Source organism: Streptomyces sp. PL-29 (genome assembly GCF_058344425.1).
In genome coordinates, this window is the sequence record NZ_CP136996.1 from 5,980,734 (window position 1) to 6,004,538 (window position 23,805).

Here is a 23,805-nt window from a genome sequence, read left to right on the forward strand (position 1 = left end):
CCGCGAGCAGCGGGAGCCGCGTGCACGGCGCGACGTCAGTGCCGGTGGCCGGGCCCGGAGCCGTGCTCGGTGTCGTGGACCGTGTTCGTCTCCGCGATCTTCTTCCAGGACTTCGGTTCGGCGGCTGCCCCCGCCGGTGCGGACTGCGGCGGGGCCGGCCGGGCCGAACGGGCCGACGGCCCGGCGGACGCCGGGTGCAGCGCCGACGCGTCGGGCCTGCCCGGGGTGTAGAGCCAGGTCTCGAACAGCTGGACCAGTGGCGTGCGGGAGACCTTCTCCGCGTACCGCACGAAGTCACCCACCCCGGCGTTGCCGTGGGCCCGCTCGGTCGGCCAGCCCTTGAGGATCCGGAAGAACGCCTCGTCGCCGATCTCGTTGCGCAGCGCCTGCAGGGCGATCGCGCCGCGGTCGTAGACGGCCCCGTGGAACTGGTTCTCCGGGCCGGGGTCGCCCGGCTTGACCTGCCAGAAGGCATCCTCCGCCGGGCGCAGGGAGTACGCCCAGTCGGCGAGCTCCTGGGCGGTGCCCTCGCCCTCCTTCTCCGACCACAGCCACTGGCTGTAGCGGGCGAACCCCTCGTTGATCCAGATGTCCTTCCAGCCCTTCACGGACACGCTGTCGCCGTACCACTGGTGGGCCAGCTCGTGCACCACCACCGAGACGTTCGAGCCGTTGTTGAACAGGCGCGGACCGTAGAACGGGCGCGTCTGGGTCTCCAGGGCGAAGCCGGCGTTCACGTTCGGCACGTAGCCGCCCAGCGCGTTGAAGGGGTACGGCCCGAAGACCCCCTCCAGCCACTCGGTGACCTCGCCGGTCCGCTCCACGCTCGCGCGCGCCGCCCCCGCGTTGTCACCGAGGTCCTTGCTGTACGCGTTGACGATCGGCAGCCCGCTCGCGGTCCTGTCCGTGGTGATGTCGAACTTGCCGACGGCGAGGGTGGCCAGGTAGGTCGCCTGCGGCTTGTCGGAGCGCCAGTTGTACCGCGTCCAGCCGAGCCGCGAACTCTGCGACTGGAGAACGCCGTTGCTGATGGCCTGGGTGCCGTCGGGCACGCTGACGGAGACGTCGAAGGTCGCCTTGTCCAGCGGGTGGTCGTTACTCGGGAACCACCAGACCGCCGAGTCGGGCTCCTGCGCGGCCACCCCGCCGTCCGGGGTGCGGTGCCAGGCGGTCCATCCGTCGATCTTCAGCTCGGAGGGCTTGCCGGCGTACGTGACGACGACGGTCAGCGGGGTGTCGCGCGCCAGCGGCTTCGCCGGGGTCACCTCCACCTCGTGCGCACCGGACGCGGCGAACTTCGCCCTGGCACCGTTGACCCGGATCTCGCTGACCCGGAGGCCGAAGTCGAGGTTGAAGCGGGACAGGTCCTGCGTGGTGGTGGCGATCAGGGTCGCGGTGCCTTCCAGCAGGTCCGTCGCCGGCTGGTACTTCAGGCGCAGGTCGTAGTGCGACACGTCGTATCCGCCGTTGCCGCTGGCCGGGTAGTAGGGGTCGCCGATACCCGGGGTGCCCGGACCGTAGCTCGCCGCCGACGCCGGGACCACCAGCAGGAGGGAAGCGGCGAGCACGCTCGGGGCGATGACTTTGCGGTGCACGAATGACTCCAAGTGGTTGGGGAGACAGCTCGGTTCGAGGTCGTCGCTCGACCGTATTCACCCCTGGCCGCTCAGGCCGTGTCCATGGCGCCCGCTGTCACACGATCGCCATTCGGCCGTCACGCGACCGCGTGCGCAGCGGTGCCGATCCGCCCGCCGCGGTGCCGCCGAGCCGCCCGCACCGGCCCCGGCCTGCGCCTCGCCCGCCCGCCCCGCCGGCCCGGCGCTCCCGCCGAACGGCCGGGCCCTGCCCGGGCGATCGTCCGGATCGAACCTCCGCCCGGAGGCCGGCCGGGATCGGGGGCGGGGCCGCCCTACCCGACGTACCGAACAGTCGGTACCGTGCCGCGCATGACCCTTCACCCGCTCGCCGCGCGACGCTGCTGGCACGCCGCCGTCAACCCGCTGCACGCCACCGTCTACTTCTCGCCCGAGATCGCCGAGGAGTTCGCCGCCCTCGGGATATCCGACCCCGTCGCCGTCAACCTGGCGCACCGCTCCGCCGCGATGGGGGCCGTCGGGGCCGGCGCGGTCACCGCCGCCTTCTACAACTACCGGCACGACCTCGTCGCCCGGCACCTGCCCGCCGTCTGGGACACCGTCACCCCCGAGCAGGCCCTCGCCGCCCGGCTGCGCGCCGCCGACGCCGCCCTCACCCGGCTGCTCGGCGCCGACACCGTGAAGTCCCCCGAGGTGGCCGAGGCCGCCGACCTGGCGATGCGCGCCACCGAGGGCTGCACCCGGCACGCCCGCACCCTGTACGCGGCCCACGCCGACCTCGACGTCCCCGAGGAACCGCACCTGAGGCTGTGGCACGCCACCACCCTGCTGCGCGAACATCGCGGCGACGGCCACCTCGCCGCCCTGCTCCTCGCCGGCCTGGACCCGGTCGAGGCCCTGGTCAGCCACACCGCCACCGGCAAGGGCATGACCCCGAAGTGGCTCAAGGGCATGCGCGGCTGGACGCAGGACGACCTCGACGCCGCGGCCGGCCGGCTGCGCGAGCGCGGCGTCCTCGACGCCGACGGCGAGCTGACCGAGGAGGGTACGGCCCTGCGCGAGCGGCTGGAGAGCGACACCGACCGGCTCGACGCCGCCCCCTACACGCACCTCGGCGCGGAGGGCCTGGCCCGCCTCACCGAGCTCGGCGGCGCCCTCGTCGTCAAGGCCGTGACCGCCGGGGCCTTCCCGAGGGACCTGATGGGCAGGGCCTGACGGGCAGGGCTCCCGCCGTCCGTCACGACCACCTGCCACAATTGGCAGCCTTCCAGTGCAAACGAAGGCAGGCGGGACCCGATCGTGACGATGTCCATCGAAGGCAGGATCGCCGAGGAGCTCGGCGTACGGGAGCGGCAGGTCAAGGCCGCCGTCGAGCTGCTCGACGGCGGCTCCACCGTGCCGTTCATCGCGCGCTACCGCAAGGAAGCGACCGAGATGCTCGACGACGCCCAGCTGCGCACCCTTGAGGAGCGCCTGAGGTATCTGCGCGAGCTGGAGGACCGGCGCGCGGCGATCCTGGACTCCGTACGGGAGCAGGGCAAGCTCGACGCCGAACTGGAGGCCCGGATCAACGCGGCCGACACCAAGGCGCGCCTGGAGGACATCTACCTCCCGTTCAAGCCCAAGCGCCGCACCAAGGCGCAGATCGCCCGCGAGGCCGGCCTGGAGCCGCTCGCCGACGGCCTGCTGGCCGATCCGTCGGTGGACCCGGCCGCCGCCGCGGCCGCGTTCGTCGACGCCGACCGGGGCGTCGCCGACCCGGCGGCCGCCCTGGAGGGCGCCCGAGCCATCCTCACCGAGCGGTTCGCCGAGGACGCCGACCTGATCGGCGAGCTCCGCGAGCGCATGTGGGGCCGCGGCCGGCTGGCCGCGAAGGTCCGCGAGGGCAAGGAGGAGGCCGGCGCGAAGTTCGCCGACTACTTCGACTTCGCGGAGCCGTTCACCGCGCTGCCCTCGCACCGGGTCCTGGCCATGCTGCGCGGGGAGAAGGAGGACGTCCTCGACCTCACTCTGGAGCCCGAGGCCCCCGAGGACGCCGACACCCCCGGCCCCTCCACGTACGAGGGCATGATCGCGCGCCGCTTCGGCGTCGCCGACCGCGGTCGGCCCGGCGACAAGTGGCTCGCCGACACCGTCCGCTGGTGCTGGCGCACCAAGGTCCAGGTGCACCTCGGCATCGACCTGCGGATGCGGCTGCGTCAGGCGGCGGAGGACGAGGCGGTACGGGTCTTCGCGTCGAACCTGCGCGACCTGCTGCTCGCGGCGCCCGCCGGCACCCGGGCCACCCTCGGCCTCGACCCGGGCTTCCGCACCGGTGTGAAGGTCGCCGTCGTCGATGCCACCGGCAAGGTCGTGGCCACCGACGTGATCCACCCGCACGTGCCCGCCAACCGGTGGGACGAGTCCCTCGCCAAGCTGGCCCGCCTCGCGAAGGAGCACGCGGTCGAGCTGGTCGCCATCGGCAACGGCACCGCCTCACGTGAGACGGACAAGCTGGCCGGGGACCTGATCTCCCGCCACCCGGAGCTGGGTCTCACCAAGGTGATGGTCTCGGAGGCGGGTGCCTCCGTCTACTCGGCCTCCGCCTTCGCCTCGCAGGAACTGCCCGGCATGGACGTGTCGCTGCGCGGCGCGGTCTCCATCGCCCGACGCCTCCAGGACCCGCTCGCCGAGCTGGTCAAGATCGACCCGAAGTCCATCGGCGTCGGCCAGTACCAGCACGACCTGTCCGAGGTGAAGCTCTCGCGATCCCTCGACGCGGTGGTCGAGGACTGTGTGAACGGCGTCGGCGTGGACGTCAACACCGCCTCCGCGCCGCTGCTGTCGCGGGTCTCCGGCATCAGCGGGACCCTCGCCGAGAACATCGTCGCCCACCGCGACGCCAACGGCCCCTTCCGCAACCGCAAGGGGCTCAAGGACGTGGCCCGGCTGGGTCCCAAGGCGTACGAGCAGTGCGCGGGCTTCCTGCGGATCCGCGGCGGGGACGACCCGCTGGACGCCTCCGCCGTGCACCCCGAGGCCTATCCCGTGGTCCGGGCGATGGGGAAGACGTCGGGCGGCGAGGTGGCCGCGCTGATCGGCAACACCGGGGTCCTGCGCTCCCTGCGGCCCGAGCAGTTCGTCACCGAGGCCTTCGGTCTGCCCACGGTCACCGACATCCTGCGGGAGCTGGAGAAGCCGGGCCGCGACCCGCGCCCGGCCTTCAGGACGGCGACCTTCAAGGAGGGCGTCGAGAAGATCGGCGACCTCGCCCCCGGGATGATCCTGGAGGGCGTGGTCACCAACGTGGCCGCCTTCGGCGCCTTCATCGACATCGGTGTCCACCAGGACGGTCTGGCGCACGTCTCGGCGCTGTCGAAGAACTTCGTCAAGGACCCCCGGGACGTCGTCAAGCCGGGCGACATCGTCCGCGTCAAGGTCCTGGACGTGGACATCCCGCGCAAGCGGATCTCGCTGACCCTCCGGCTGGAGGACGAGGCCGGTGCCGAGCGCGGCGCGGGTGCCCCGCGCCAGCGCGACGAGCGGCGCGGCGGCGGCCGTCCCCCGCAGCAGCGCGGCGGAGCGGGCGGCCAGGGCGGAGGCAGGAGCCAGGGCGAGCGGGGCCAGAGCGGCGGCCAGGGCCGGCGCCAGGGCGGCGGAGCCCCCGCGCCCGCCAACAGCGCGATGGCCGACGCGCTGCGACGGGCCGGCCTCACCGGACCCGAGGAGCGCCGCAAGCGCTGACAGGAGCGTCGAGGGCGTGCGGGGGAGGCCCCGTACGCCCGTGGTCGTGTCCGCCCCCCGGGGCGGCTGCCCGGCCACCCGGCGCGTGAGGACCTTCGTACGCGATGGCCGAATAGGTTCCCCACCTGGGGACTTTCCTTGCCAACTCCCGTACAAGATCTGTAGGCATGGTGGAACGCCCGTTCGTCGTCCGGCGGACGGGCTTCCGTGTTTCCTCCCCCTCAGGACTGCATTCCCCGAGGCCGCCTTGAAGGCACAGGACGTCATGCCCATGCCCACACACGCCTACCGACGCTGCCCCGGACAGGCGCCGAAGAGGGATCACATGCCCCACCGGCAACTCAGCATTCGCAAAAGGTGCGAGAACATTCTCGGCCATCTGGATCTGACCCACCCGTTCTCCCTGGACGTCCTGTGCCGCCGGATCGCGGAGCAGCGCGGCCGCCCCATCCGGCTCCACCCCCTGCCCAAGGAGGCGGCGGAATCCGGTGTCTGCGGCCTCTGGGTGGGCACGGCCAGCGTCGACTACGTCTTCTACGAGGCGCAGACCACCCCGCTGCACCGGGAGCACATCGTCCTCCACGAGCTCGGCCACATCCTCTTTGGACACCACTCGCTGGAGGGCGAGGAGAGCGACGGCAGCGCCCCCGTGGTGCTCGGCCGCACCAACTACACCACCCGCCAGGAGCAGGAGGCGGAGATGCTCGCGAGCATGATCCGCATCCGGACCGCCAACGCCGGCCCCCGCACAGCGGGCCAGGGCCGGGGCGCCCTGGCCCGACTGGAGTCCGCCATGGGGTACGAGCGGGGCACCGATGGCGGCTGATCTGACCGCCTTCGGCAACAGCCTCGCCGTCCCGGGCGTGGTCTGTCTGTGGCTCGCCGTCCTGCTGCGCGCCCCCGGCGCCCTGCGCTCGCCCCAGCAGCGCGGCCTGTGGCTGGCCGTCGCCACCGCCGCCGCGGCGATGACCCTGAACCTGCCGGAGGTCGTCTCCTACGCGATGACCCGCGGCGCCTCCTACGCCCACACCATCGGCCTCGTCCGCAACCTCATCGGGGTGCTGTCGGCGGGCGCCGTCCTCTACTTCGTCGCCGCCGCCACGCGCGGTCGCCGCCTCCGGCTGGCCTCCTGCGCCGCCACCGCAGCCTGGCTGGCCCTGCTGGTGGCGCTGGACGCCACCGCACCCGGCCACGGCACGCATACCATGCCCCCGGTCGGCGACCCGGTGCCCTCCCTCGCGTACTGGCTCGTCCTGATCTCCGCCCACCTGGTCGCCAACACCGTCTGCGTGTCCGTGTGCTGGCGCTACAGCCGGCGCACCGAAAGCCGGGGGCTGGCCGCCGGCCTGCGCCTCTTCGGCCTCGGCACCGCGCTCGCCGGGCTGTTCTGGCTGGCCTACCTGCTCAAGGCCCTGTCCGCCGGAACCTGGGCGATGCCCGCCCTCCCGCTGCTGATGAACCTGCACGGCCTGCTGCGCGCCGCCGCGATCCTCGTGCCCACCGTGTTCACCCTCCGCCGCGCCATCGCCGACACCACCACCGCCTGGCGGCTGTGGCCGCTGTGGCGCGACCTGGTCGAGGCGGTCCCGCACGTCGCCCTCAACAAGCCGCGCTCGGGCCGGGTGGTGGAGCTGCTCTGGCCGCCGGTACCGCGCAACCTGCTGGTCTACCGCAAGGTCATCGAGACGCGCGACGCCATCCTGATCCTGGGCGAGCATGTCCGGCCGGGCGCCCTGGAGCAGGCCCGCGGCCATGTCGCCGACCACGGGATCCCCGAGCAGCGGCGTACCGCGGCCGCGCTGGCCCGGGTACTGAAGGACGCACGGCGGGCCAGGCTCGCCGGGCTGCCCGGGCAGACGGGCGAGGCGGCCGGGCTGGAACTGCCCGCGGCCATCCAGAGTTCGAACGAAGGCGGGGACCTGGCGGACGAGGCCCGGTTCCTCGTCGACGTCGCCGAGGCCTACACCTCGCCGGCCACCACCGAGGAAGTGAACGCACCGTGACCACCGTACTGATCACCGGAGCCAGCGCCGGACTGGGTGCCGCCTTCGCCCGGGGATTTGCCGCCAAGGGCTGCGACCTGATCCTCGTCGCCCGCGACACGGACCGGCTCGACGGTGTCGCCGGCGCGCTGGCCCGCGAGTACGGCACCGCCTCCGAGGTGCTGCCCGCCGACCTGCTGGACGAGACGGGCCTTGCAGCGGTCGCCGAGCGGCTCGCCGACCACACCCGGCCCGTGGACATCCTGGTCAACAACGCCGGCTTCGGGCTTCCCGCCCCCTTCCCGTACAGCCCGGTCGAGGACGAGGAGCGCATGCTCGACCTCCTCGTCAGGGTCCCGCTCCGGCTCACCCACGCCGCGCTGCCCGGTCTGCGCGAGCGCCGCCGCGGAGCCGTCGTCAACGTCTCCTCGGTGGCCGGACTGCTGCCCACCGGCACCTACGGGGCCGCCAAGGCCTGGGTCACCGCGTTCAGCGAGTCCCTCCGGGTGGACATGGAACCCCACAACGTCCGTGTGCTGGCCGTCGTCCCCGGCTTCACCCGCACCGAGTTCCAGGAGCGCGCCGGAATGGACGTCAGCGCGCTGCGCGACGCGGTCTGGCTGGAACCGGAGGCCGTCGTCGGGCAGGCGCTCAAGGACCTCGCCCTGCGCCGCCCGGTCAGCATCACCGGCCGCCGCTACCAGGCCTACGCCCTGGCCGCCCGGCACCTCCCGCGCGCCTTCGTCGCCCGGAGGATGGCCCGCAGGCGCAGGCCCCCGGCCGGTCCGGACGCATGACGGGCGGCCTGGACCGGGCCTGCCGGACCCTGTGGTCCGGTTCCGGCGCACGCCACGAGCTGCCCGACGGCATGGGTGCACCGAACCCGCGGCGGGCTCCTGCGAGGGCGCGCCGGCCGGCAGCCCGGGCGGGTGACCGGAGCCGGCTCACGGCCCCTGCGGGCCGTGCCGGTCGAGCTGGTCCTGGAGGTCGTCCCAGCGGATGGTCTCCCAGCGCTCGGTCAGGGCGGACAGCAGCCGTCGGGAGTCCTCGGCGTCGAGGTCGGGCAGGGTCAGCGTGCGTGCCTGCCGGGCCCTGCGCGCGAAGCCCTCGCAGAGCAGGGCCAGCGTCTCGGCCTTGCGGGCCTGGTCGGCGGGGCGGCTGAAGCCCAGTACGGCTCCCAGCGCGGAGGAGGCGAGGGCGAGCACGGCCGCCGGGCCCTGGTGCTGCTGCGAGGCCAGGACGCTGACTCCGGCCAGCGCCGAGAGGACCGCCACGGTCAGCCCCGCCCATGTTTCGACGAAGCGCCACCACACCGCCCAGCTCCGCTGGCCCCGCGCGGTCTTCGCCGCCAGCTCCTCCAGCGCGGAGATCTCCTCGGCGGCCATGCCGCGCACGGTGTGCGCCAGGTCTGTCTCTCCGTCAACGCCTTCGCTACGCTCGGTAGTACGAGGACGAGCACGGCCACGGACCTCGGGGGGAGTGGTGGAGTCGTGATCCGCAGAAGGTGTCTGGTGCTCCTGGTCCTGATCGGGCTCGCGCTGACGGGGTGTTCCCGTGAAACCGTCGGACAGGGCCCCTCCCGGCGCTACGGCACGCTCACCCAGGACTGCTCGGAGGAGTACATCGTGGTGTTCGCCCGTGGATCGAGTCAACCCCAGGACGTGTCGGGGCAGCCCGAGACCCGGCGCTTCTTCGACGCGATCGACGAGGTGATCCGCCACGAGGCGAAGATCGGGTTCATCTCGGTGGAGTACCCGGCGCGCGGCGGCCACACCGGCAACTGGGAGGCGTACCGCAACCAGGCCACGTCCGGCTCCTACCACGACAGTCGGGCCGCCGGATCGGAGGCGGCGGCCCGTCTGTTGAACGACCGCTCAGCGCACTGCGACGGGCTCGAAGCGGGGACGAAGGGGCGCGCCCGGCAGTGGTTCATCCTCGGCGGCTACTCGCAGGGAGCCCACGTCATGCGCGAAGCGCTCTTCCGGTTGACCGACGCGGCCAGGCAACGGGTGCTCTACGTCGCCCTGTTCGGGGATCCCACCTTCCGGGACTCGGAGATCGCGGCCGGCAGTCGCCAGAAGGGCGCCCAGGGCGTCTTCGGCGGGCCGGAACAACAGGTCCCGGCGGACCTCGTGGACAACACCGAGTCGTACTGCGACGGTCGGGACCTGTTCTGCGGCGGCGGCCGGGAGCTGGGCGCCCTCGCGGCCAGCCAGGCCAAGGACATCCTGCTCAGCGCGGTGGGCCGGCAGTCGGCACACGCCCTCTACCCCTTCGAGGAGATGTACGAGGCGGCCGCCCGGTACCTCAGGCGCCGGACCGTGCCCTTCGCCTTGCCGCACATCGACATCAACAGCGGTCAGTTCGCCGGCCGGTACGAGGGCACCGCCGGATGCGCATGGAGCGGCGAGGTGGGCTACTCCGAGCCCGGGCTGATGATGTACCTGACCCTCGACATCACCCCGGAGGGCACGGACCTCAGCGGTACCGAACGGGTCGACCGCCTCACCGCAGTACTCACCTACGAGGACACCGGCCGGCCTCGGCGCAAGCGCCTGGGTCAGGCACAGCTGGCGGGGACCGCACGGGAGGGCGGCGTCGACCTCAAGCACCAGAAGTGGCTCAGCGGCGGCGAGGGGGTGACGCCTCTGGACGTCGTCGCCGAGGCCTCGTTCCGGGTGACGGGGGAGGGGCCGGTCGGCAAGGCCAAGAAGCTCGCCGCCCTCGCCACCCCGCTCTCCGGCCACCAGGGCTGCTTCTACCGGCTGGGCGACACGGTCCGCACCGGCCGGTGAACGGCGGCCGGCGGCCTTGCCGCCCCCGCCCCGCACGGCTCCGGCCCTACAGCTCGGTGACCCTGCCGCCGGAGACCTCCAGGCGGCGGGTCACCCGGACCGCGTCGAGCATCCGGCGGTCGTGCGTGACCAGCAGGAGCGTGCCCTCGTACGACTCCAGGGCAGACTCCAGCTGCTCGATCGCCGGGAGGTCGAGGTGGTTGGTCGGCTCGTCCAGGACCAGCAGGTTCACTCCGCGGCCCTGGAGCAGAGCGAGCGCGGCACGGGTGCGCTCACCGGGGGAGAGGGTCGCCGCCGGGCGCAGGACGTGTGCCGCCTTGAGCCCGAACTTGGCCAGCAGGGTGCGCACTTCGGCGGGCTCGGTGTCCGGGACGGCCGCGCAGAACGCCTCCAGCAGGGGTTCGTCCCCGAGGAACAGGCCGCGGGCCTGGTCGACCTCGCCGACGAGGACGCCGGAGCCGAGGGCGGCCGAGCCGGTGTCGGGGGCCAGCCGGCCCAGGAGCACCGCGAGGAGGGTGGACTTGCCGGCACCGTTGGCCCCGGTGATCGCCACCCGATCGGCCCAGTCGATCTGCAGGCTGGCCGGACCGAAGGAGAAGTCCCCGCGCTTGAGAGCCGCCTCGCGCAGGGTGGCCACCACGGAGCCCGAGCGGGGCGCCGCCGCGATCTCCATGCGCAGCTCCCATTCCTTGCGGGGCTCCTCGACGACCTCCAGGCGTTCGATCGCGCGCTGCGTCTGGCGGGCCTTGGCTGCCTGCTTCTCGCTGGACTCGCCGCGCAGGGCCTTGCCGATCTTGTCGTTGTCGGTGGACTTGCGGCGGGCGTTGCGCACGCCCTTGTCCATCCAGTTGCGCTGCATCTGGGCCCGGCCCTCCAGGGCGGCCTTCTTGTCGGCGTACTCCTCGAACTCCTCTCGGGCGTGGCTGCGAGCCCGCGCGCGCTCCTCCAGGTAGGAGTCGTAGCCGCCGCCGTAGAGGTTGATCTGCTGCTGCGCCAGGTCGAGTTCGAGCACCTTGGTGACGGTCCGCGTCAGGAACTCGCGGTCGTGGCTGATCACGACGGTCCCGGCGCGCAGCCCCTTGACGAACCGCTCCAGCCGCTCCAGACCGTCCAGGTCCAGGTCGTTGGTGGGCTCGTCGAGCAGGAAGACGTCGTAGCGGGAGAGGAGGAGCGAGGCCAGGCCGGCCCGGGCCGCCTGCCCGCCGGACAGCGCCGTCATCGGCAGGTCGAGGCCGATGGTCAGGCCGAGGTCGTCGGCGACCTCCTCGGCGCGCTCGTCGAGGTCGGCGCCGCCGAGGTCGAGCCACCGGTCGAGCGCGGCCGCGTACGCGTCGTCCGCGCCCGGCGTGCCGTCCACCAGGCCCTGCGTCGCCGTGTCGAGCTCCGCCTGGGCGGCGGCCACGCCGGTCCGCCGGGCCAGGAACTCCCGTACCGACTCGTCGGGCCGGCGCTCCGGTTCCTGCGGGAGGTGGCCGACGGCGGCGGTGGGCGGTGAGAGCCGCAGGTCCCCGGTCTCGGGGGTGTCCAGCCCGGCGAGCAGGCGCAGCAGGGTCGACTTCCCGGCGCCGTTCACGCCGACGAGGCCGATGACGTCGCCGGGCGCGACGACGAGGTCGAGATCGGCGAACAGCGTGCGCTCACCGTGCGCGGCGGTGAGCTTCTTGGCGACGAGGGTTGCAGTCATGATGGGCCGATCCTATCGGCGTGCCGGCCGGCCCCCGGCGCGGCCGGACAGGCGGGACGCCCTGCATGGCGCCCACCCGAGGGGGTCTGCCCACCACGCGGCCACGGGATCGTCGCCGTGCGGCGTCCTCACGGGGGCGTCGTCACGGGGCCCATGTGAAGCGGGGCGCCCGGCGTTCCAGGAACGCGGCGACGCCCTCGGCAGTGTCGTCGCTCCCGGCCGCCTGCTCCTCCCAGTACGCCTCCCGGTCGGTGCGGCCGTCCGTGAATTCCTTGGCGGCCGCCTGCGTCAGCTGCGAGCGGGAGGCCAGGACCTTCGTGAACGCGGCCACGCGCTGGTCGAGCCCGCCGGCCGGCAGCAGCTCGTTGAGGAACCCGGCGCGCAGCGCCTCTTCCGCCCCCATCAGCTCCGCGGAGAACAGGAGGTACTTGGCCCAGGCCGGGCCGACCAGGGAGGCGAGCCTGCGGGTGGAGGACGCCGGGTAGACGATGCCCAGCTTCGCCGGGGTCACCCCGAAGGACGCCCCCTCCTCGGCGAAACGCAGGTCGCAGGCGGCCGCCAGCTGGCTGCCGCCGCCCACGCAGAAGCCCCGGATCGCCGCCAGGGTCGGCTTGGGGAAGGCCGCCAGGGCCTCCTCCGCAGCCACCGCGAGGGCCCGCGGGTCCTCGTCCCCGGTGAGGGAGGAGATGTCGGCGCCCGCGCAGAACGTCGGCCCGGCTCCGGTCAGGACGAGCACCCGGACGGCCGGGTCGCAGGCCAGGCCGTCCAGCAGCCCGGGGAGCCTCCGCCACATCGCGGCGGTCATGGCGTTGCGCTTGGCGGGGTGCGAGACGACGACGGTGGCGACCCCGTCGCAGACCGTGTGCAGGAGGGTTGCGTCCCGGGCTTCATCCATGCGCCGGATGCTATCCCGGGCGGTGAAACCTATGATCAGGGAAGTCCTCGGGGGGCGTCTCGTCGGTCCGGCGGACCGACGGGCGGGGTCCGCTGCGACGGGGTCTTCCCGGACCCCACCAGGGGGTGTGAGGAGGTGGCACGTCCATGGGTGCAGACCGTGCGCAGGACACCGCGGCCGGAGGCGGGGAACCGCGGCGGGAGAAGAAGAAGGTCAGCCGCAGCTTCGGGCTGATGGCCGTGCTCGGGGTGTTCCTCGTACTGGCCGGACTGGTCGGACTGATCTACACCGGCCTCGCCACGCTCACCTCGATGTTCCTCTTCGGCTGGCTGCTGCTCATCGGCGGCGTGGTCGGGCTGGTGCAGGCGGTGCAGTCGCGGGGAAGCAGCTACTTCTGGCTCGCCGTCATCGTCGCCGCGATCAACATCGCGGCCGGCTTCGTGATCCTGCGCCGCCCCGAGGCGAGCGCCGAGGCACTGACCATGTTCGCGGCCCTGCTCTTCCTCACCGGGGGACTGTTCCGGCTGGTCGGCGCCTTGGTGGTGCGCGGTGCCAACTTCGGGCTCGCGCTGGTCCAGGGCGCCTTCGGCGTGCTGCTGGGCTTCCTGATCCTCTCGAACTGGCCAGGCAACAGCCTCTACGTGATCGGAACCTTCTTCTCGCTCGCCCTGTTGTTCGACGGCCTGAGCCTCATCGCGATGGGGATGGGGGCGCGCCGCATCCTGGGGTTGGTCAGGGAAGACGAGCCGGGCGCGGGCCCCGCCGCCGGGCAGGGGGCGCGTGAGGCGGCCGAGAAGCGTCCGGCAGAAGATCAGGAACAGACCAACAACTGACGCAGTCACTCGTCAGTGGTCGGAAAGTGTCCTATTGACGCTGACTTCTGGTCAGCGGTCCGGGCCGGATCCACCCCTTCACCACTCTTGTCGCGTGGAGACGATCGAGCGCGAAGACGGGGGCCGGGAGATGGACGCCAGCGGGAGCGGCCCACGAGCCGGGGAAGGGGTACCGGAGGCCCCGGCCGACCCCCTCGCCTACGAGGGTGTGTGGAGGTTCACCGCTCCCGCGGTTGAAGAATCCGTTCCGCAGGCCCGCCGGGCCGTGCGGGACCTGCTCGGGCGCCAGGGGGTGCCGGCCGCGCAGGACCTCGTGTACTCCCTGCTCCTGATCGTCTCCGAACTGGTGACGAACTCGGTGCGGCACGCCGCCCTGCTCTCGCCCGAGGTCGCGGTCGAGGTCGCGATCGGCCGCGAGTGGGTACGGGTCGCCGTCGAGGACAGTCACCCCTACCGCCCCAAGGCGCTGGAGGCCGATTTCGGCCAGACCGGAGGCCGCGGCCTCCTGCTCGTCCGGGAGATCACCCTGGAGTACGGCGGGGTCTGCGACGTCGAACACACCTCCACCGGCGGCAAGGTCGTCTGGGCGGCCCTCCCGATCGCCACCCCGCCGACCGCCCGCTGAGCGGCGGACGGCGGGAGTGGCGAGGACGCCTACGGGCTACCAGCCCGCCGTGTCGCCGGTCAGCTCGCGGATCGCGGGCCGCGCCGCGTCCAGCACGGTCATGAACCAGGCCGAGAACGGCACCTCGGCGTGCCGCTTCGCCAACTCCTCGGCGGTGACGAAGGCGGTGTCCTCGACCTCCTCCGGGTCCGGCCGCACGGCAGCCTGCGCAAGTCCCACGAACAGGTGATTGAACTCCTGCTCCACGAGGCCCGACGCGGGGTCCGGGTGGTTGTAGCGCACCGTTCCCGCCTCCGCGAGCAGCGAGGGCGACAGCCCCAGCTCCTCGTGGGTCCGCCGGGCCGCCGCCGCGAACGGAGACTCCCCGGGGTACGGGTGGCCGCAACAGGTGTTCGACCAGACGCCCGGCGAGTGGTACTTCCCGAGGGCCCGCTGCTGGAGCAGCAGACGGCCCCGCTCGTCGAACAGGAACACGGAGAACGCCCGGTGCAGCTGCCCCGGTGCCTGGTGGGCGGAGAGCTTCTCCGCCGTGCCGATGGTGTTCCCGGACTCGTCGACCAGTTCGAGCATGATCGGTTCTTGAGTACCGGTGCCGTTGGACGCGCTGTTCGCGGCGGTGGCTGGTGTGGTCGGCATACCCATCCTTCGCTTCGGACTTCGGCCTTCAGTCTGCCGTACAAAAGAGGCTTGTCCCCACTTCGGACATCCGTGTATGCACGCCCCCCGCCGCGTGCTACGGCCCGTCCCGCGGACCCGGTCGCGGTCCGCGGGACGGCCCCTGTGCGGGGGCGGATGCCCCTGCGCGGCCCTCCCGCCCGTCAGACTCCGAACGGGGCCGGATACGCGATCGTCCCCGCCGGCACCGGTCCGGAACCGTCCAGCACCAACGCCATCAGCGCCTCGTCGGGGACCTCGAAGGGGGCCCGGATCCCGAATCGTGACGCCGCGGTGAATCCGAAGCGCGGGTAGTAGGCCGGGTGCCCCAGCACCAGCACCAGCGACTCACCCCGCTCCCGCGCCGCCGCGAGCAGGGCCCTCACCACCGCGCTGCCCGCCCCCGAGCGCTGGTGCGCCGGAGCGACCGCCACCGGGGCGAGCGCCAGCGCCGGGGCGCCGCCGACCTCGCACCGGGTGAGCAGGGCGTGCGCCGCCACCGAGCCGTCCGGGGCCTCGACCACGTACGACAGTGCGGCCGGCCAGGAGGGGTCCGCACGCAGCGCGTCCACGAGATCCGCCTCCAGCGGGGTCTCGAAGGCCGCCAGGTGGACCGCCCGCACGGCGGCGGTGTCCGCAGCGGTCTCCGGACGGGCCGGCCAGGCCCCGTCCGCGCCGGCCTCCACCGGACGCAGGACGTAGCCCGTGTAGCCGTACTCGTGCCCGTGCCGGGCCCGTACGCCGAGCTCCTCGCGGGTGGCGGCCAGCGCCCGCGCCAGGGCAGGGGAGCCGTCCCCGGACCGGTCGCGGACCCGCTCGGCGAGTGGGCCGTAGTACTCCTCCCAGTCGGATTCGGGCAGCGGGTGCACGCCCAGGACCCGGTAGCCGGCGGCCTGCGCGGCCGCGACGTTTCCGGCGGTGGAGCGCAGCGGGTACTGGGGGTCCCAGAAGGCGCGGGCCCCGGCGGACGGCTCCGCTGCCGTCCACTCGCACTCGGTCAGCACGAGCGTGCCGCCCGGGGCGAGGAGCCGCTTCCACCGCGCGAGCGCGGTGTCGAAGCCCAGGATGTAGGCGGAGCCCTCCGCCCAGACGAGGTCGAAGGAGCCGTCCCCGGCCTCTTCGGCGGGCAGCGCGCCCATGTCCGCCTCGACGGTGCGGATCCGGTCGGTGAGGCCGCGGTCCGCCGCGGCCGCGCGGAGCTCGTCGAGGAAGGGGCCGTGCAGGTCCACGGCGGTCACCTCGGCGGCGTCCGGGCCGGGCCCGCCCGCCTCGGCGGCGAGCAGCAGCGCGCTGCGGCCCGGACCGCAGCCCAGGTCGAGGACGCGTGGACGCTCGGGCAGCGGCCCGCACAGGGACAGCAGGGCGCGGGTGCTCGCGTCGGAGCCCGGAGCCTGCCGGGGGAGGCCGTGGTGGAGGGTGAGGAAAGCCTCGAAGGAGGCGGCGTCGGTGATGCTGACGTCACTGAGGTCGTCGGTCAACGTGAACCCTGGGAACAGGGGCTCCGGCCGATCTGGACGTTCCCGGCTCGATACGGGGAACGATGGATCAGGCCCGGCCGGTCGCCCGGAGGAAGGGGGAGATGCACCGGAGCTCGCAGCGCTCGGCCGCGACCCTCGCGACGGTCATCAACCCACCTCGTTTCCGCTCGACACCTGCAGGGGCGTGTCCACCGTAACATCCGGGCCGTTTGTGGTACCGCATCGTGATCACCGATGATGATCACGACGCGGCCCGACCCCGGATATTCGGCTTGTCAGGGCGTAAACGGGCGATGAATCCCTGGTTCCCTTCATCCGATAGCCTCTGCCGACGTGCCGCCCCACGGGTGCGCGCGTTCGGAATCCGTCACAAGGAGTGAGTTCGTCTGCCGACCGTCATCCTCACCGGCCTGCCGGTCCCCGGATCGCCGCTCGCGGACGAGCTCCGCTCACTCGGCTTCGAGGTCCGCCCGGCCGCCGGTCCCCAGGACGCCGCAGCCGCACTGGCCGGCGTACCCGCCGACCAGCGGGTGGCCGTCGTGGACAGCGCCTTCGTCGGCCACGTCCACTCCCTGCGGCTGGCGCTGACCGACCCGCGCTTCGACGCCTGTGCCGTCACCGGTGCCCTCTCCGTCCAGGCGGGTGCCCGCGAAGCCCTCGACAAGGCGGTGGCGTCCGAGGGCGCCCACGGGGCCGCCTCCTACGCCGACCGGCTCGCCGCCGCCATCGAGGCCGCCGGGACCACCGTCCAGCGCCCCGAACTCGGCAGCCTGGTCGCCACCGTCCCCGCCGGCGCGGACGAGCGAGCGGCGGCTGCCGCCGCGGTCGCCGCCGTGGACGAGGAGGCCGTCCGGCTGCGTTCGGCCGTGAAGTCCCGCGACGGGTTCTTCACCACCTTCTGTATCAGCCCCTACTCGCGCTACCTCGCCCGATGGTGCGCGCGCCGCGGTCTGACCCCGAACCAGGTCACCACCGCCTCGCTGGTCACCGCACTGATCGCGGCCGGCTGCGCGGCCACGGGCGAGCGCTGGGGCTACGTCGCGGCCGGTGTGCTCCTCATCGTGTCCTTCGTCCTGGACTGCACCGACGGGCAGCTCGCCCGCTATTCCCTGCAGTACTCGACGATGGGAGCCTGGCTCGACGCGACCTTCGACCGGGCCAAGGAGTACTCCTTCTACGCCGGCCTCGCGCTCGGTGCCGCCCGCAACGGCGACGACGTCTGGGGCCTCGCCCTCGGCGCCATGATCCTGATGACCTGCCGGCACGTCGTGGACTTCTCCTTCAACGAGGCCAACCACGACGCCACCGCCAACACGAGCCCGACCGCCGCCCTGTCGGACCGGCTCGACAGCGTCGGCTGGACGGTGTGGGTCCGGCGGATGATCATCCTGCCGATCGGCGAGCGCTGGGCGATGATCGCGGTCCTGACCGCCCTGACCACCCCCCGGATCGTCTTCTACGCCCTGATCGCCGGCTGCGCGTTCGGCGCGCTGTACACCACCGCCGGCCGCGTCCTGCGGTCCCTGACCCGCAGGGCCCGGCGCACCGACCGCGCCGCCCAGGCGCTCGCCGACCTCGCCGACTCGGGCCCGCTCGCGGAGTTCCAGGCCAGGCTGCTGCGCGGGCGGGCCGGCTCCTTCGGGTCCGTGTACGTCGCCGCCCTCGGCACCGTGCTGATGGCCGCAGCCGCCCTGTACCTCCCCTTCGGGGACCCGAGGCTCATCGCCGTCGCCGTGATCTACGTCATGACCGCGGGCCTCGCCGTCGCCGCCCCGCTGCGGGGCGCACTCGACTGGCTGATCCCGCCGCTGTTCCGGGCGGCCGAGTACGTGACGGTCCTCGCTCTTGCCGCCAAGGCGGACGTCCCCGGCGCGCTTCCGGCGGCATTCGGCCTGATCGCGGCGGTCGCCTACCATCACTACGACACGGTGTACCGCATTCGCGGCGGCACCGGCGCGCCCCCGCACTGGCTGGTGCGGACGATCGGCGGCCACGAGGGACGGGTCCTGCTGACCACGGTCCTCGCCGCCGTCCTCGTGGACCGCGCATCGGACTTCCCCGTCGCGCTCACGGTCCTGGCCGTGTTCGTGGCACTCGTGGTGCTCGTGGAGAGCATCCGCTTCTGGGTCTCCTCCGGGGCACCCGCCGTACATGACGAAGGAGAACCAGCATGATCGGCCTTGTCCTCGCTGCCGGTGCGGGACGCCGCCTGCGCCCCTACACCGACACCCTGCCCAAGGCCCTCGTGCCCGTCGGCCCCGAGGGCGACGAGGAGAGCCTGACGGTCCTCGACCTGACCCTCGGCAACTTCGCCGCGGTCGGTCTCACCGAGGTCGCGATCGTCGTCGGCTACCGCAAGGAGGCCGTCTACGCGCGCCAGGCCGCGCTGGAGGCCACGTACGGCCTGAAGATCACGCTGATCGACAACGACAAGGCCGAGGAGTGGAACAACGCCTACTCCCTGTGGTGCGCGCGTGAGGTCCTGCGGCGCGGTGTGATCCTCGCCAACGGCGACACCGTCCACCCGGTCTCCGTCGAGGAGACCCTCCTCGCCGCCCGCGGCAACGGCCAGAAGATCATCCTCGCCCTCGACACGGTCAAGGACCTGGCCGACGAGGAGATGAAGGTCGTCACCGCCGACGGCGAGGGCGTACGGAAGATCACCAAGCTGATGGACCCCGCCGACGCCACCGGCGAGTACATCGGCGTCACCCTCATCGAGCCCGAGGCGGCCGAGGCCCTGGCCGAGGCGCTGAAGACCACCTTCGAGCGCGACCCGGACCTCTACTACGAGGACGGCTACCAGCAGCTCGTCAACGACGGCTTCGTGGTCGACGTGGCCCCCATCGGCGACGTCAAGTGGGTCGAGATCGACAACCACGACGACCTCGCCAAGGGCCGGACGATCGCATGCCAGTACTGACGAGGCTCATCCCCTCGCCCGTCGTCGTCGACATCAGCCGCGGGGCGATGGACGACCTGGCCGGCCTCCTCGCCGACCAGCGGATCTCCGCCTCCGGCAAGCTCGCCATCGCCATCAGCGGGGGCTCCGGCGTGGCGCTGCGCGCCAAGCTGGAGCCCGTGCTCCCGCACGCCGACTGGTACGCCGTCGTCGACGGCACCATCGACTCCGCGGTCAAGCTGGCCGACGACATAAAGGGCCGCCGCTACGACGCCGTCGTGGGCCTGGGCGGCGGCAAGATCATCGACGTGGCCAAGTACGCCGCGGCGCGGGTCGGGCTGCCCATGGTGGCCGTCGCCACCAACCTCTCGCACGACGGGATCTGCTCGCCGGTGTCCATCCTGGACAACGACAACGGCCGCGGCTCCTACGGCGTCCCCACGCCGATCGCCATGGTGATCGACCTCGACGTCATCAAGGAAGCCCCGGTGCGGTTCATCCGCGCCGGCATCGGCGACGCGATCTCCAACATCTCGGCGATCGCCGACTGGGAGCTCTCGCACCGGACCACCGGCGAGCCCGTCGACGGCCTGGCCGCGGCCATGGCCCGTACCGCGGGCGAGTCCGTGCTGCGCCACCCGGGCGGCTGCGGTGACGACGAGTTCCTCACCGTGCTCTCCGAGGCGCTCGTGCTCTCCGGCATCGCCATGTCGATCAGCGGGGACTCCCGCCCCTCCTCCGGGGCCTGCCACGAGATCAGCCACGCCTTCGACCTGCTCTACCCGGGGCGCTCCGCGCTGCACGGAGAGCAGGTCGGCATCGGAGCGGCCTTCGCGATGCACCTGCGCGGGGCCGCGGACGCCTCCGGCCACTTCGTCGAGGTGCTGCGCCGGCACGGCCTGCCGGTCGCCCCCGAGGAGATCGGCTTCAGCGTCGAGGAGTTCGTCGCGGCCGTCGAGTACGCCCCCCAGACCCGCCCGGGACGCTTCACCGTCCTGGAGCACCTCAACCTGTCCGCCGCCGAGATCAGGGACGCATACGCCGACTATGCCAAGACCATCCGTAGCTGAACTGAGGCCCGTCGTCCACCCCGCGGGCGTGAAGGACCGGGTCAGCGGCGAGCACTGGGGCGGGCGCCTCTACATGCGCGAGATCTCCCTGCGCATCACCCGCGTCCTGGTCACCACCAAGGTCACCCCCAACCAGCTGACCTACCTGATGACCCTCGCCGGCGTCCTCGCCCTGCCGGCGCTGCTGGTGCCGGGCGTCTGGGGCGCCGTCCTCGGCGTGGTCGCGGTCCAGCTCTACCTGCTGCTCGACTGCGTCGACGGCGAGGTCGCCCGCTGGAAGAAGCAGTACTCGCTCTCCGGGGTCTACCTGGACCGGGTCGGCGCCTACCTGTGCGACGCGGCGGTCCTGGTCGGCTTCGGCCTGCGCGCCGCCGACCTGGGGGGCACCGGAGGCGCCGACTGGCTGTGGGCCTTCCTCGGCACGCTCGCCGCGCTCGGCGCCATCCTGATCAAGGCAGAGACGGACCTGGTCGGAGTCGCCCGCCACCAGGCGGGGAAGCCCGTGGTCAAGGACGCGGCGGCCGAGCCGCGCGCCAAGGGCATGGCCCTCGCGCGCCGCGCGGCGGCCGCGCTCAAGTTCCACCGCCTGATCCTCGGCATCGAGGCCTCGCTGCTCATCCTGTTCCTGGCCGTCCTGGACCAGATGCGCGGCGATCTCTACTGGTCGCGCGTCGGCGTCGCCGTCCTCGCGGGCATCGCGATGCTCCAGACCGTGCTGCACCTGGTGTCGATCCTCGCTTCCAGCAGGCTGAAGTGACCGCCCCGATGCGGCTGGGCGCCGTGATCATCACCATGGGCAACCGGCCCGACGAGCTCAAGGCCCTCCTGGACTCGGTGGCCCGCCAGGACGGCGACCCGGTCGAGGTCGTGGTCGTGGGCCAGGGAGTACGGGTGTCCGAGGTGGCGGACCTGCCGCCGGGCGTCCGCTGCGTCGACCTGCCCGAGAACCTCGGCATCCCGGGCGGCCGCAACGTCGGCATCGAGGCCTTCGGGCCCGGCGGCCGCGAGGTGGACGCCCTGCTCTTCCTCGACGACGACGGGCTGCTGGAGCGCACCGACACCGCCGAGCTGTGCCGCCAGGCCTTCGCCGAGGACCCCGAGCTCGGGATCATCAGCTTCCGGATCGCCGACCCGGACACCGGGCGGACGCAGCGCCGCCACGTGCCGCGGCTGCGCGCCTCGGACCCGATGCGGTCCTCACGCGTGACCACCTTCCTGGGCGGTGCCAACGCCGTCCGCACCACGGTGTTCCAGCAGGCCGGAGTCCTGCCGGGGGAGTTCTTCTACGCTCACGAGGAGACCGACCTGGCCTGGCGCGCGCTCGACGCGGGGTGGCTGATCGACTACCGCGCGGACATGGTCCTGCTCCATCCGACCACCGCCCCCTCCCGGCACGCGGTCTACCACCGTATGGTGGCCCGTAACCGGGTGTGGCTCGCCCGCCGCAACCTGCCCGCCCCGCTGGTACCGGTCTACCTGGGCGTCTGGCTGATGCTGACGCTCCTGCGGAAGCCGTCGGGCCCGGCGCTCAAGGCCTGGTTCGGCGGGTTCCGCGAGGGATGGACCACTCCCTGCGGGCCCCGCCGCCCGATGAGATGGCGTACGGTCTGGCGGTTGACCCGTCTGGGCCGACCTCCCGTCATCTGACCAGCCCGCGTCTGCGAACATGGCGCGAAAACGGGCTTCGAGCCACCAGCCTGATGCCCACCTGGCCGCATCTTGAAGACGAAAGTTTCAACTTGTGAGTGACACAACCCACGACGGCGCCCTCGCCACGAGCAGGCCGCCGTCCGCAGACGCGGGGCTCAGCGCCGCGGAGCTCGCCAGGAAGTACGGCCTGTCGGTCAGCGGCGCCCGGCCCGGCCTGGGCGAGTACGTGCGGCAGCTCTGGGGCCGGCGCCACTTCATCATGGCCTTCTCCCGGGCCAAGCTGGTCGCGCAGTACAGCCAGGCGAAGCTAGGTCAGGTGTGGCAGGTGGTGACCCCCCTGCTGAACGCGCTCGTCTACTGGCTGATCTTCGGCCTGATCATCGGCGCGGGCCGGGAGATGCCCAAGGACGTCTACGTCCCCTTCCTGGTGATGGGCATCTTCGTCTTCACCTTCACGCAGAGTTCGGTGATGGCGGGCGTCCGGGCGATCTCGGGGAACCTCGGGCTGGTGCGCGCGCTGCACTTCCCGCGCGCCTCCCTGCCGGTGTCGTTCTCGCTCCAGCAGCTCCAGCAGCTGCTGTACTCGATGATCGTCGTCTTCGTGATCGCGGTCTCGTTCGGCAACTACCCGCGGCTGTCCTGGCTGCTGGTGATCCCGACGCTGGCGCTCCAGTTCGTCTTCAACACCGGCCTCGCCATGATCTTCGCGCGGATGGGCTCGAAGACCCCCGACCTGGCGCAGCTGATGCCGTTCGTGATGCGTACCTGGATGTATGCGTCGGGCGTCATGTTCCCGATCGGGATCTACCTCAAGGAGCAGCCGCAGTGGATCAGCGACGTGCTGCTGCTGAACCCCGTCGCGATCTACATGGACCTGATCCGGTTCGCCCTGATCGACGGCTACGGCGCGAGCAACCTGCCTCCGCACGTGTGGCTCTTCGCCGTGGGCTGGGCCGCGGTGATCGGCCTCGGCGGCTTCGTGTACTTCTGGAAGTCTGAGGAGCGTTACGGCCGTGGATGACAACACCAGGGGACGCGTCCCCACAGTGATCGCGGACGGCGTTCACATCGTCTACCGCGTCAACGTCGGCAGCAGCGGCAGGGGCGCGGCCACCGCCGCGCTCAGCAAGATAGTCCGCCGGAGGAAGGGCGACGCCCCGGGCGTGCGCCGCGTCCACGCCGTGCGCGGGGTCTCCTTCACCGCCTACCGCGGCGAGGCCATCGGCCTCATCGGCTCCAACGGCTCCGGCAAGTCCACCCTGCTGCGCGCCATCGCCGGCCTGCTGCCCTGCGAGGAGGGCAAGGTCTACACCGACGGCCAGCCCTCGCTGCTCGGCGTGAACGCCGCGCTGATGAACGACCTCACCGGTGAGCGCAACATCGTCCTCGGCGGTCTCGCCATGGGTATGAGCCGTGAGCAGATCAAGGAGCGCTACCAGAGCATCGTCGACTTCTCCGGCATCAACGAGAAGGGGGATTTCGTCTCCCTGCCGATGCGCACGTACTCCTCCGGTATGGCGGCGCGGCTGCGGTTCTCCATCGCGGCGGCCAAGGATCACGACGTCCTGATGATCGACGAGGCCCTCGCCACCGGTGACCGCGCCTTCCAGGTGCGTTCGGAGAATCGGATCAAGGAGCTCCGGGAGAAGGCCGGCACGGTCTTCCTCGTCAGTCACAACAACAAGTCCATCCGGGACACCTGCGACCGGGTGCTGTGGCTGGAGAAGGGTGAGCTCCTGATGGACGGGCCGACGGAGGAAGTCGTCTCGGCCTACGAGAAGGCCACCAACGGCTGATCCCCGGGTCGCGCGGCGTCCTGCGAGGCGCTTGCCCGCTTCACCGAAGGCCCCCGCCGCTCAGCGCGCCGGGGGCCTTGACCATGTGCGCGGATTACGCCGCCCCCGCGTTCCCGTATTGCG

General features: G+C 72.4%; 21 protein-coding genes. 15 read left to right on the top strand and 6 right to left on the bottom strand.

Annotation, left to right across the window (positions count from 1 at the left end; all coding sequences use genetic code 11):
• Window positions 1-35: 35 nt before the first annotated feature.
• Window positions 36-1,595 carry a M1 family metallopeptidase gene (locus R4Z63_RS27410; protein ID WP_384447491.1) on the bottom strand — a complete coding sequence of 520 codons (1,560 nt, stop codon included), beginning with the start codon at window positions 1,593-1,595 and terminating at the stop codon, window positions 36-38.
• A gap of 351 nt (window positions 1,596-1,946) precedes the next feature.
• Between R4Z63_RS27410 and R4Z63_RS27415 the strand changes: the two genes are divergently transcribed.
• The 5 genes from R4Z63_RS27415 to R4Z63_RS27435 all read left to right on the top strand — a co-directional run bounded on the left by R4Z63_RS27415 (window position 1,947) and on the right by R4Z63_RS27435 (window position 8,097).
• Window positions 1,947-2,810 (top strand): SCO6745 family protein, encoded by an 864-nt coding sequence (locus R4Z63_RS27415; RefSeq protein WP_037915995.1) that lies wholly within the window; start codon window positions 1,947-1,949, stop codon window positions 2,808-2,810.
• Between the two features lie 84 nt (window positions 2,811-2,894).
• Window positions 2,895-5,318, top strand: coding sequence for a Tex family protein (locus tag R4Z63_RS27420; protein ID WP_384447495.1), 2,424 nt, complete (start codon window positions 2,895-2,897; stop codon window positions 5,316-5,318).
• A 325-nt stretch (window positions 5,319-5,643) separates the two neighbouring features.
• Window positions 5,644-6,144 (top strand): ImmA/IrrE family metallo-endopeptidase, encoded by a 501-nt coding sequence (locus tag R4Z63_RS27425; protein ID WP_037916001.1) that lies wholly within the window; start codon window positions 5,644-5,646, stop codon window positions 6,142-6,144.
• Window positions 6,134-7,321: an MAB_1171c family putative transporter gene (locus tag R4Z63_RS27430; RefSeq protein WP_384447498.1), complete on the top strand. Its 1,188-nt coding sequence runs from the start codon at window positions 6,134-6,136 to the stop codon at window positions 7,319-7,321. The genes R4Z63_RS27425 and R4Z63_RS27430 overlap by 11 nt, the downstream gene beginning before the upstream one ends.
• The gene (locus tag R4Z63_RS27435; RefSeq protein ID WP_384447501.1) at window positions 7,318-8,097 is read left to right on the top strand and encodes an SDR family NAD(P)-dependent oxidoreductase; all 780 of its coding nucleotides are present in this window, start codon (window positions 7,318-7,320) and stop codon (window positions 8,095-8,097) included. The genes R4Z63_RS27430 and R4Z63_RS27435 overlap by 4 nt, the downstream gene beginning before the upstream one ends.
• Window positions 8,098-8,244: 147 nt before the next feature.
• On the opposite strand, the gene R4Z63_RS27440 is transcribed toward R4Z63_RS27435, so the two are convergent.
• Window positions 8,245-8,685, bottom strand: coding sequence for a hypothetical protein (locus R4Z63_RS27440; protein ID WP_037916007.1), 441 nt, complete (start codon window positions 8,683-8,685; stop codon window positions 8,245-8,247).
• 105 nt (window positions 8,686-8,790) lie between these two features.
• Here R4Z63_RS27440 and R4Z63_RS27445 point away from each other — a divergent pair, with 105 nt between their 5' ends.
• Window positions 8,791-10,095, top strand: a complete 1,305-nt coding sequence (locus R4Z63_RS27445) for a cutinase family protein (protein ID WP_384447504.1) — start codon at window positions 8,791-8,793, stop codon at window positions 10,093-10,095.
• A gap of 46 nt (window positions 10,096-10,141) precedes the next feature.
• Here the strand turns inward: R4Z63_RS27445 and R4Z63_RS27450 are convergent, their stop codons facing one another.
• Window positions 10,142-11,779, bottom strand: coding sequence for an ABC-F family ATP-binding cassette domain-containing protein (locus R4Z63_RS27450; protein WP_037916013.1), 1,638 nt, complete (start codon window positions 11,777-11,779; stop codon window positions 10,142-10,144).
• Between the two features lie 142 nt (window positions 11,780-11,921).
• Window positions 11,922-12,674, bottom strand: a complete 753-nt coding sequence (locus R4Z63_RS27455; protein ID WP_384447508.1) for an enoyl-CoA hydratase/isomerase family protein — start codon at window positions 12,672-12,674, stop codon at window positions 11,922-11,924.
• Window positions 12,675-12,820: 146 nt separating this feature from the next.
• Between R4Z63_RS27455 and R4Z63_RS27460 the strand changes: the two genes are divergently transcribed.
• Window positions 12,821-13,507 (top strand): HdeD family acid-resistance protein, encoded by a 687-nt coding sequence (locus R4Z63_RS27460; RefSeq protein ID WP_384447511.1) that lies wholly within the window; start codon window positions 12,821-12,823, stop codon window positions 13,505-13,507.
• Window positions 13,508-13,637: 130 nt separating this feature from the next.
• Complete coding sequence (locus R4Z63_RS27465; RefSeq protein WP_384447678.1) at window positions 13,638-14,132, top strand: ATP-binding protein; 495 nt, start codon at window positions 13,638-13,640, stop codon at window positions 14,130-14,132.
• A 36-nt stretch (window positions 14,133-14,168) separates the two neighbouring features.
• On the opposite strand, the gene idi is transcribed toward R4Z63_RS27465, so the two are convergent.
• Window positions 14,169-14,768 (bottom strand): isopentenyl-diphosphate Delta-isomerase, encoded by a 600-nt coding sequence (gene idi / locus R4Z63_RS27470; RefSeq protein ID WP_384447513.1) that lies wholly within the window; start codon window positions 14,766-14,768, stop codon window positions 14,169-14,171.
• A gap of 182 nt (window positions 14,769-14,950) precedes the next feature.
• A complete protein-coding gene (locus R4Z63_RS27475) occupies window positions 14,951-16,264 on the bottom strand; it encodes a GNAT family N-acetyltransferase (RefSeq protein WP_384447516.1) in 1,314 nt (437 codons plus the stop codon).
• 539 nt (window positions 16,265-16,803) lie between these two features.
• Between R4Z63_RS27475 and R4Z63_RS27480 the strand changes: the two genes are divergently transcribed.
• From R4Z63_RS27480 to R4Z63_RS27510, 7 genes are all read left to right on the top strand, one after another.
• Window positions 16,804-18,438: a DUF5941 domain-containing protein gene (locus tag R4Z63_RS27480; RefSeq protein ID WP_384447519.1), complete on the top strand. Its 1,635-nt coding sequence runs from the start codon at window positions 16,804-16,806 to the stop codon at window positions 18,436-18,438.
• Entirely contained in the window at window positions 18,435-19,187 is a 753-nt protein-coding gene (locus tag R4Z63_RS27485) for a phosphocholine cytidylyltransferase family protein (protein ID WP_037916031.1), read from the top strand. The genes R4Z63_RS27480 and R4Z63_RS27485 overlap by 4 nt, the downstream gene beginning before the upstream one ends.
• On the top strand, window positions 19,175-20,236 hold the full coding sequence (locus R4Z63_RS27490; protein WP_037916034.1) for an iron-containing alcohol dehydrogenase family protein: 1,062 nt from the start codon (window positions 19,175-19,177) through the stop codon (window positions 20,234-20,236). The genes R4Z63_RS27485 and R4Z63_RS27490 overlap by 13 nt, the downstream gene beginning before the upstream one ends.
• Window positions 20,214-20,993: a CDP-alcohol phosphatidyltransferase family protein gene (locus R4Z63_RS27495; protein ID WP_078555802.1), complete on the top strand. Its 780-nt coding sequence runs from the start codon at window positions 20,214-20,216 to the stop codon at window positions 20,991-20,993. The genes R4Z63_RS27490 and R4Z63_RS27495 overlap by 23 nt, the downstream gene beginning before the upstream one ends.
• An 8-nt stretch (window positions 20,994-21,001) precedes the next feature.
• Entirely contained in the window at window positions 21,002-21,883 is an 882-nt protein-coding gene (locus R4Z63_RS27500; RefSeq protein ID WP_384447681.1) for a glycosyltransferase family 2 protein, read from the top strand.
• Between the two features lie 94 nt (window positions 21,884-21,977).
• Window positions 21,978-22,907: an ABC transporter permease gene (locus tag R4Z63_RS27505; RefSeq protein WP_384447523.1), complete on the top strand. Its 930-nt coding sequence runs from the start codon at window positions 21,978-21,980 to the stop codon at window positions 22,905-22,907.
• Window positions 22,900-23,682, top strand: a complete 783-nt coding sequence (locus tag R4Z63_RS27510; RefSeq protein ID WP_384447526.1) for an ABC transporter ATP-binding protein — start codon at window positions 22,900-22,902, stop codon at window positions 23,680-23,682. The genes R4Z63_RS27505 and R4Z63_RS27510 overlap by 8 nt, the downstream gene beginning before the upstream one ends.
• The last annotated feature ends 123 nt before the right edge of the window (window positions 23,683-23,805 follow it).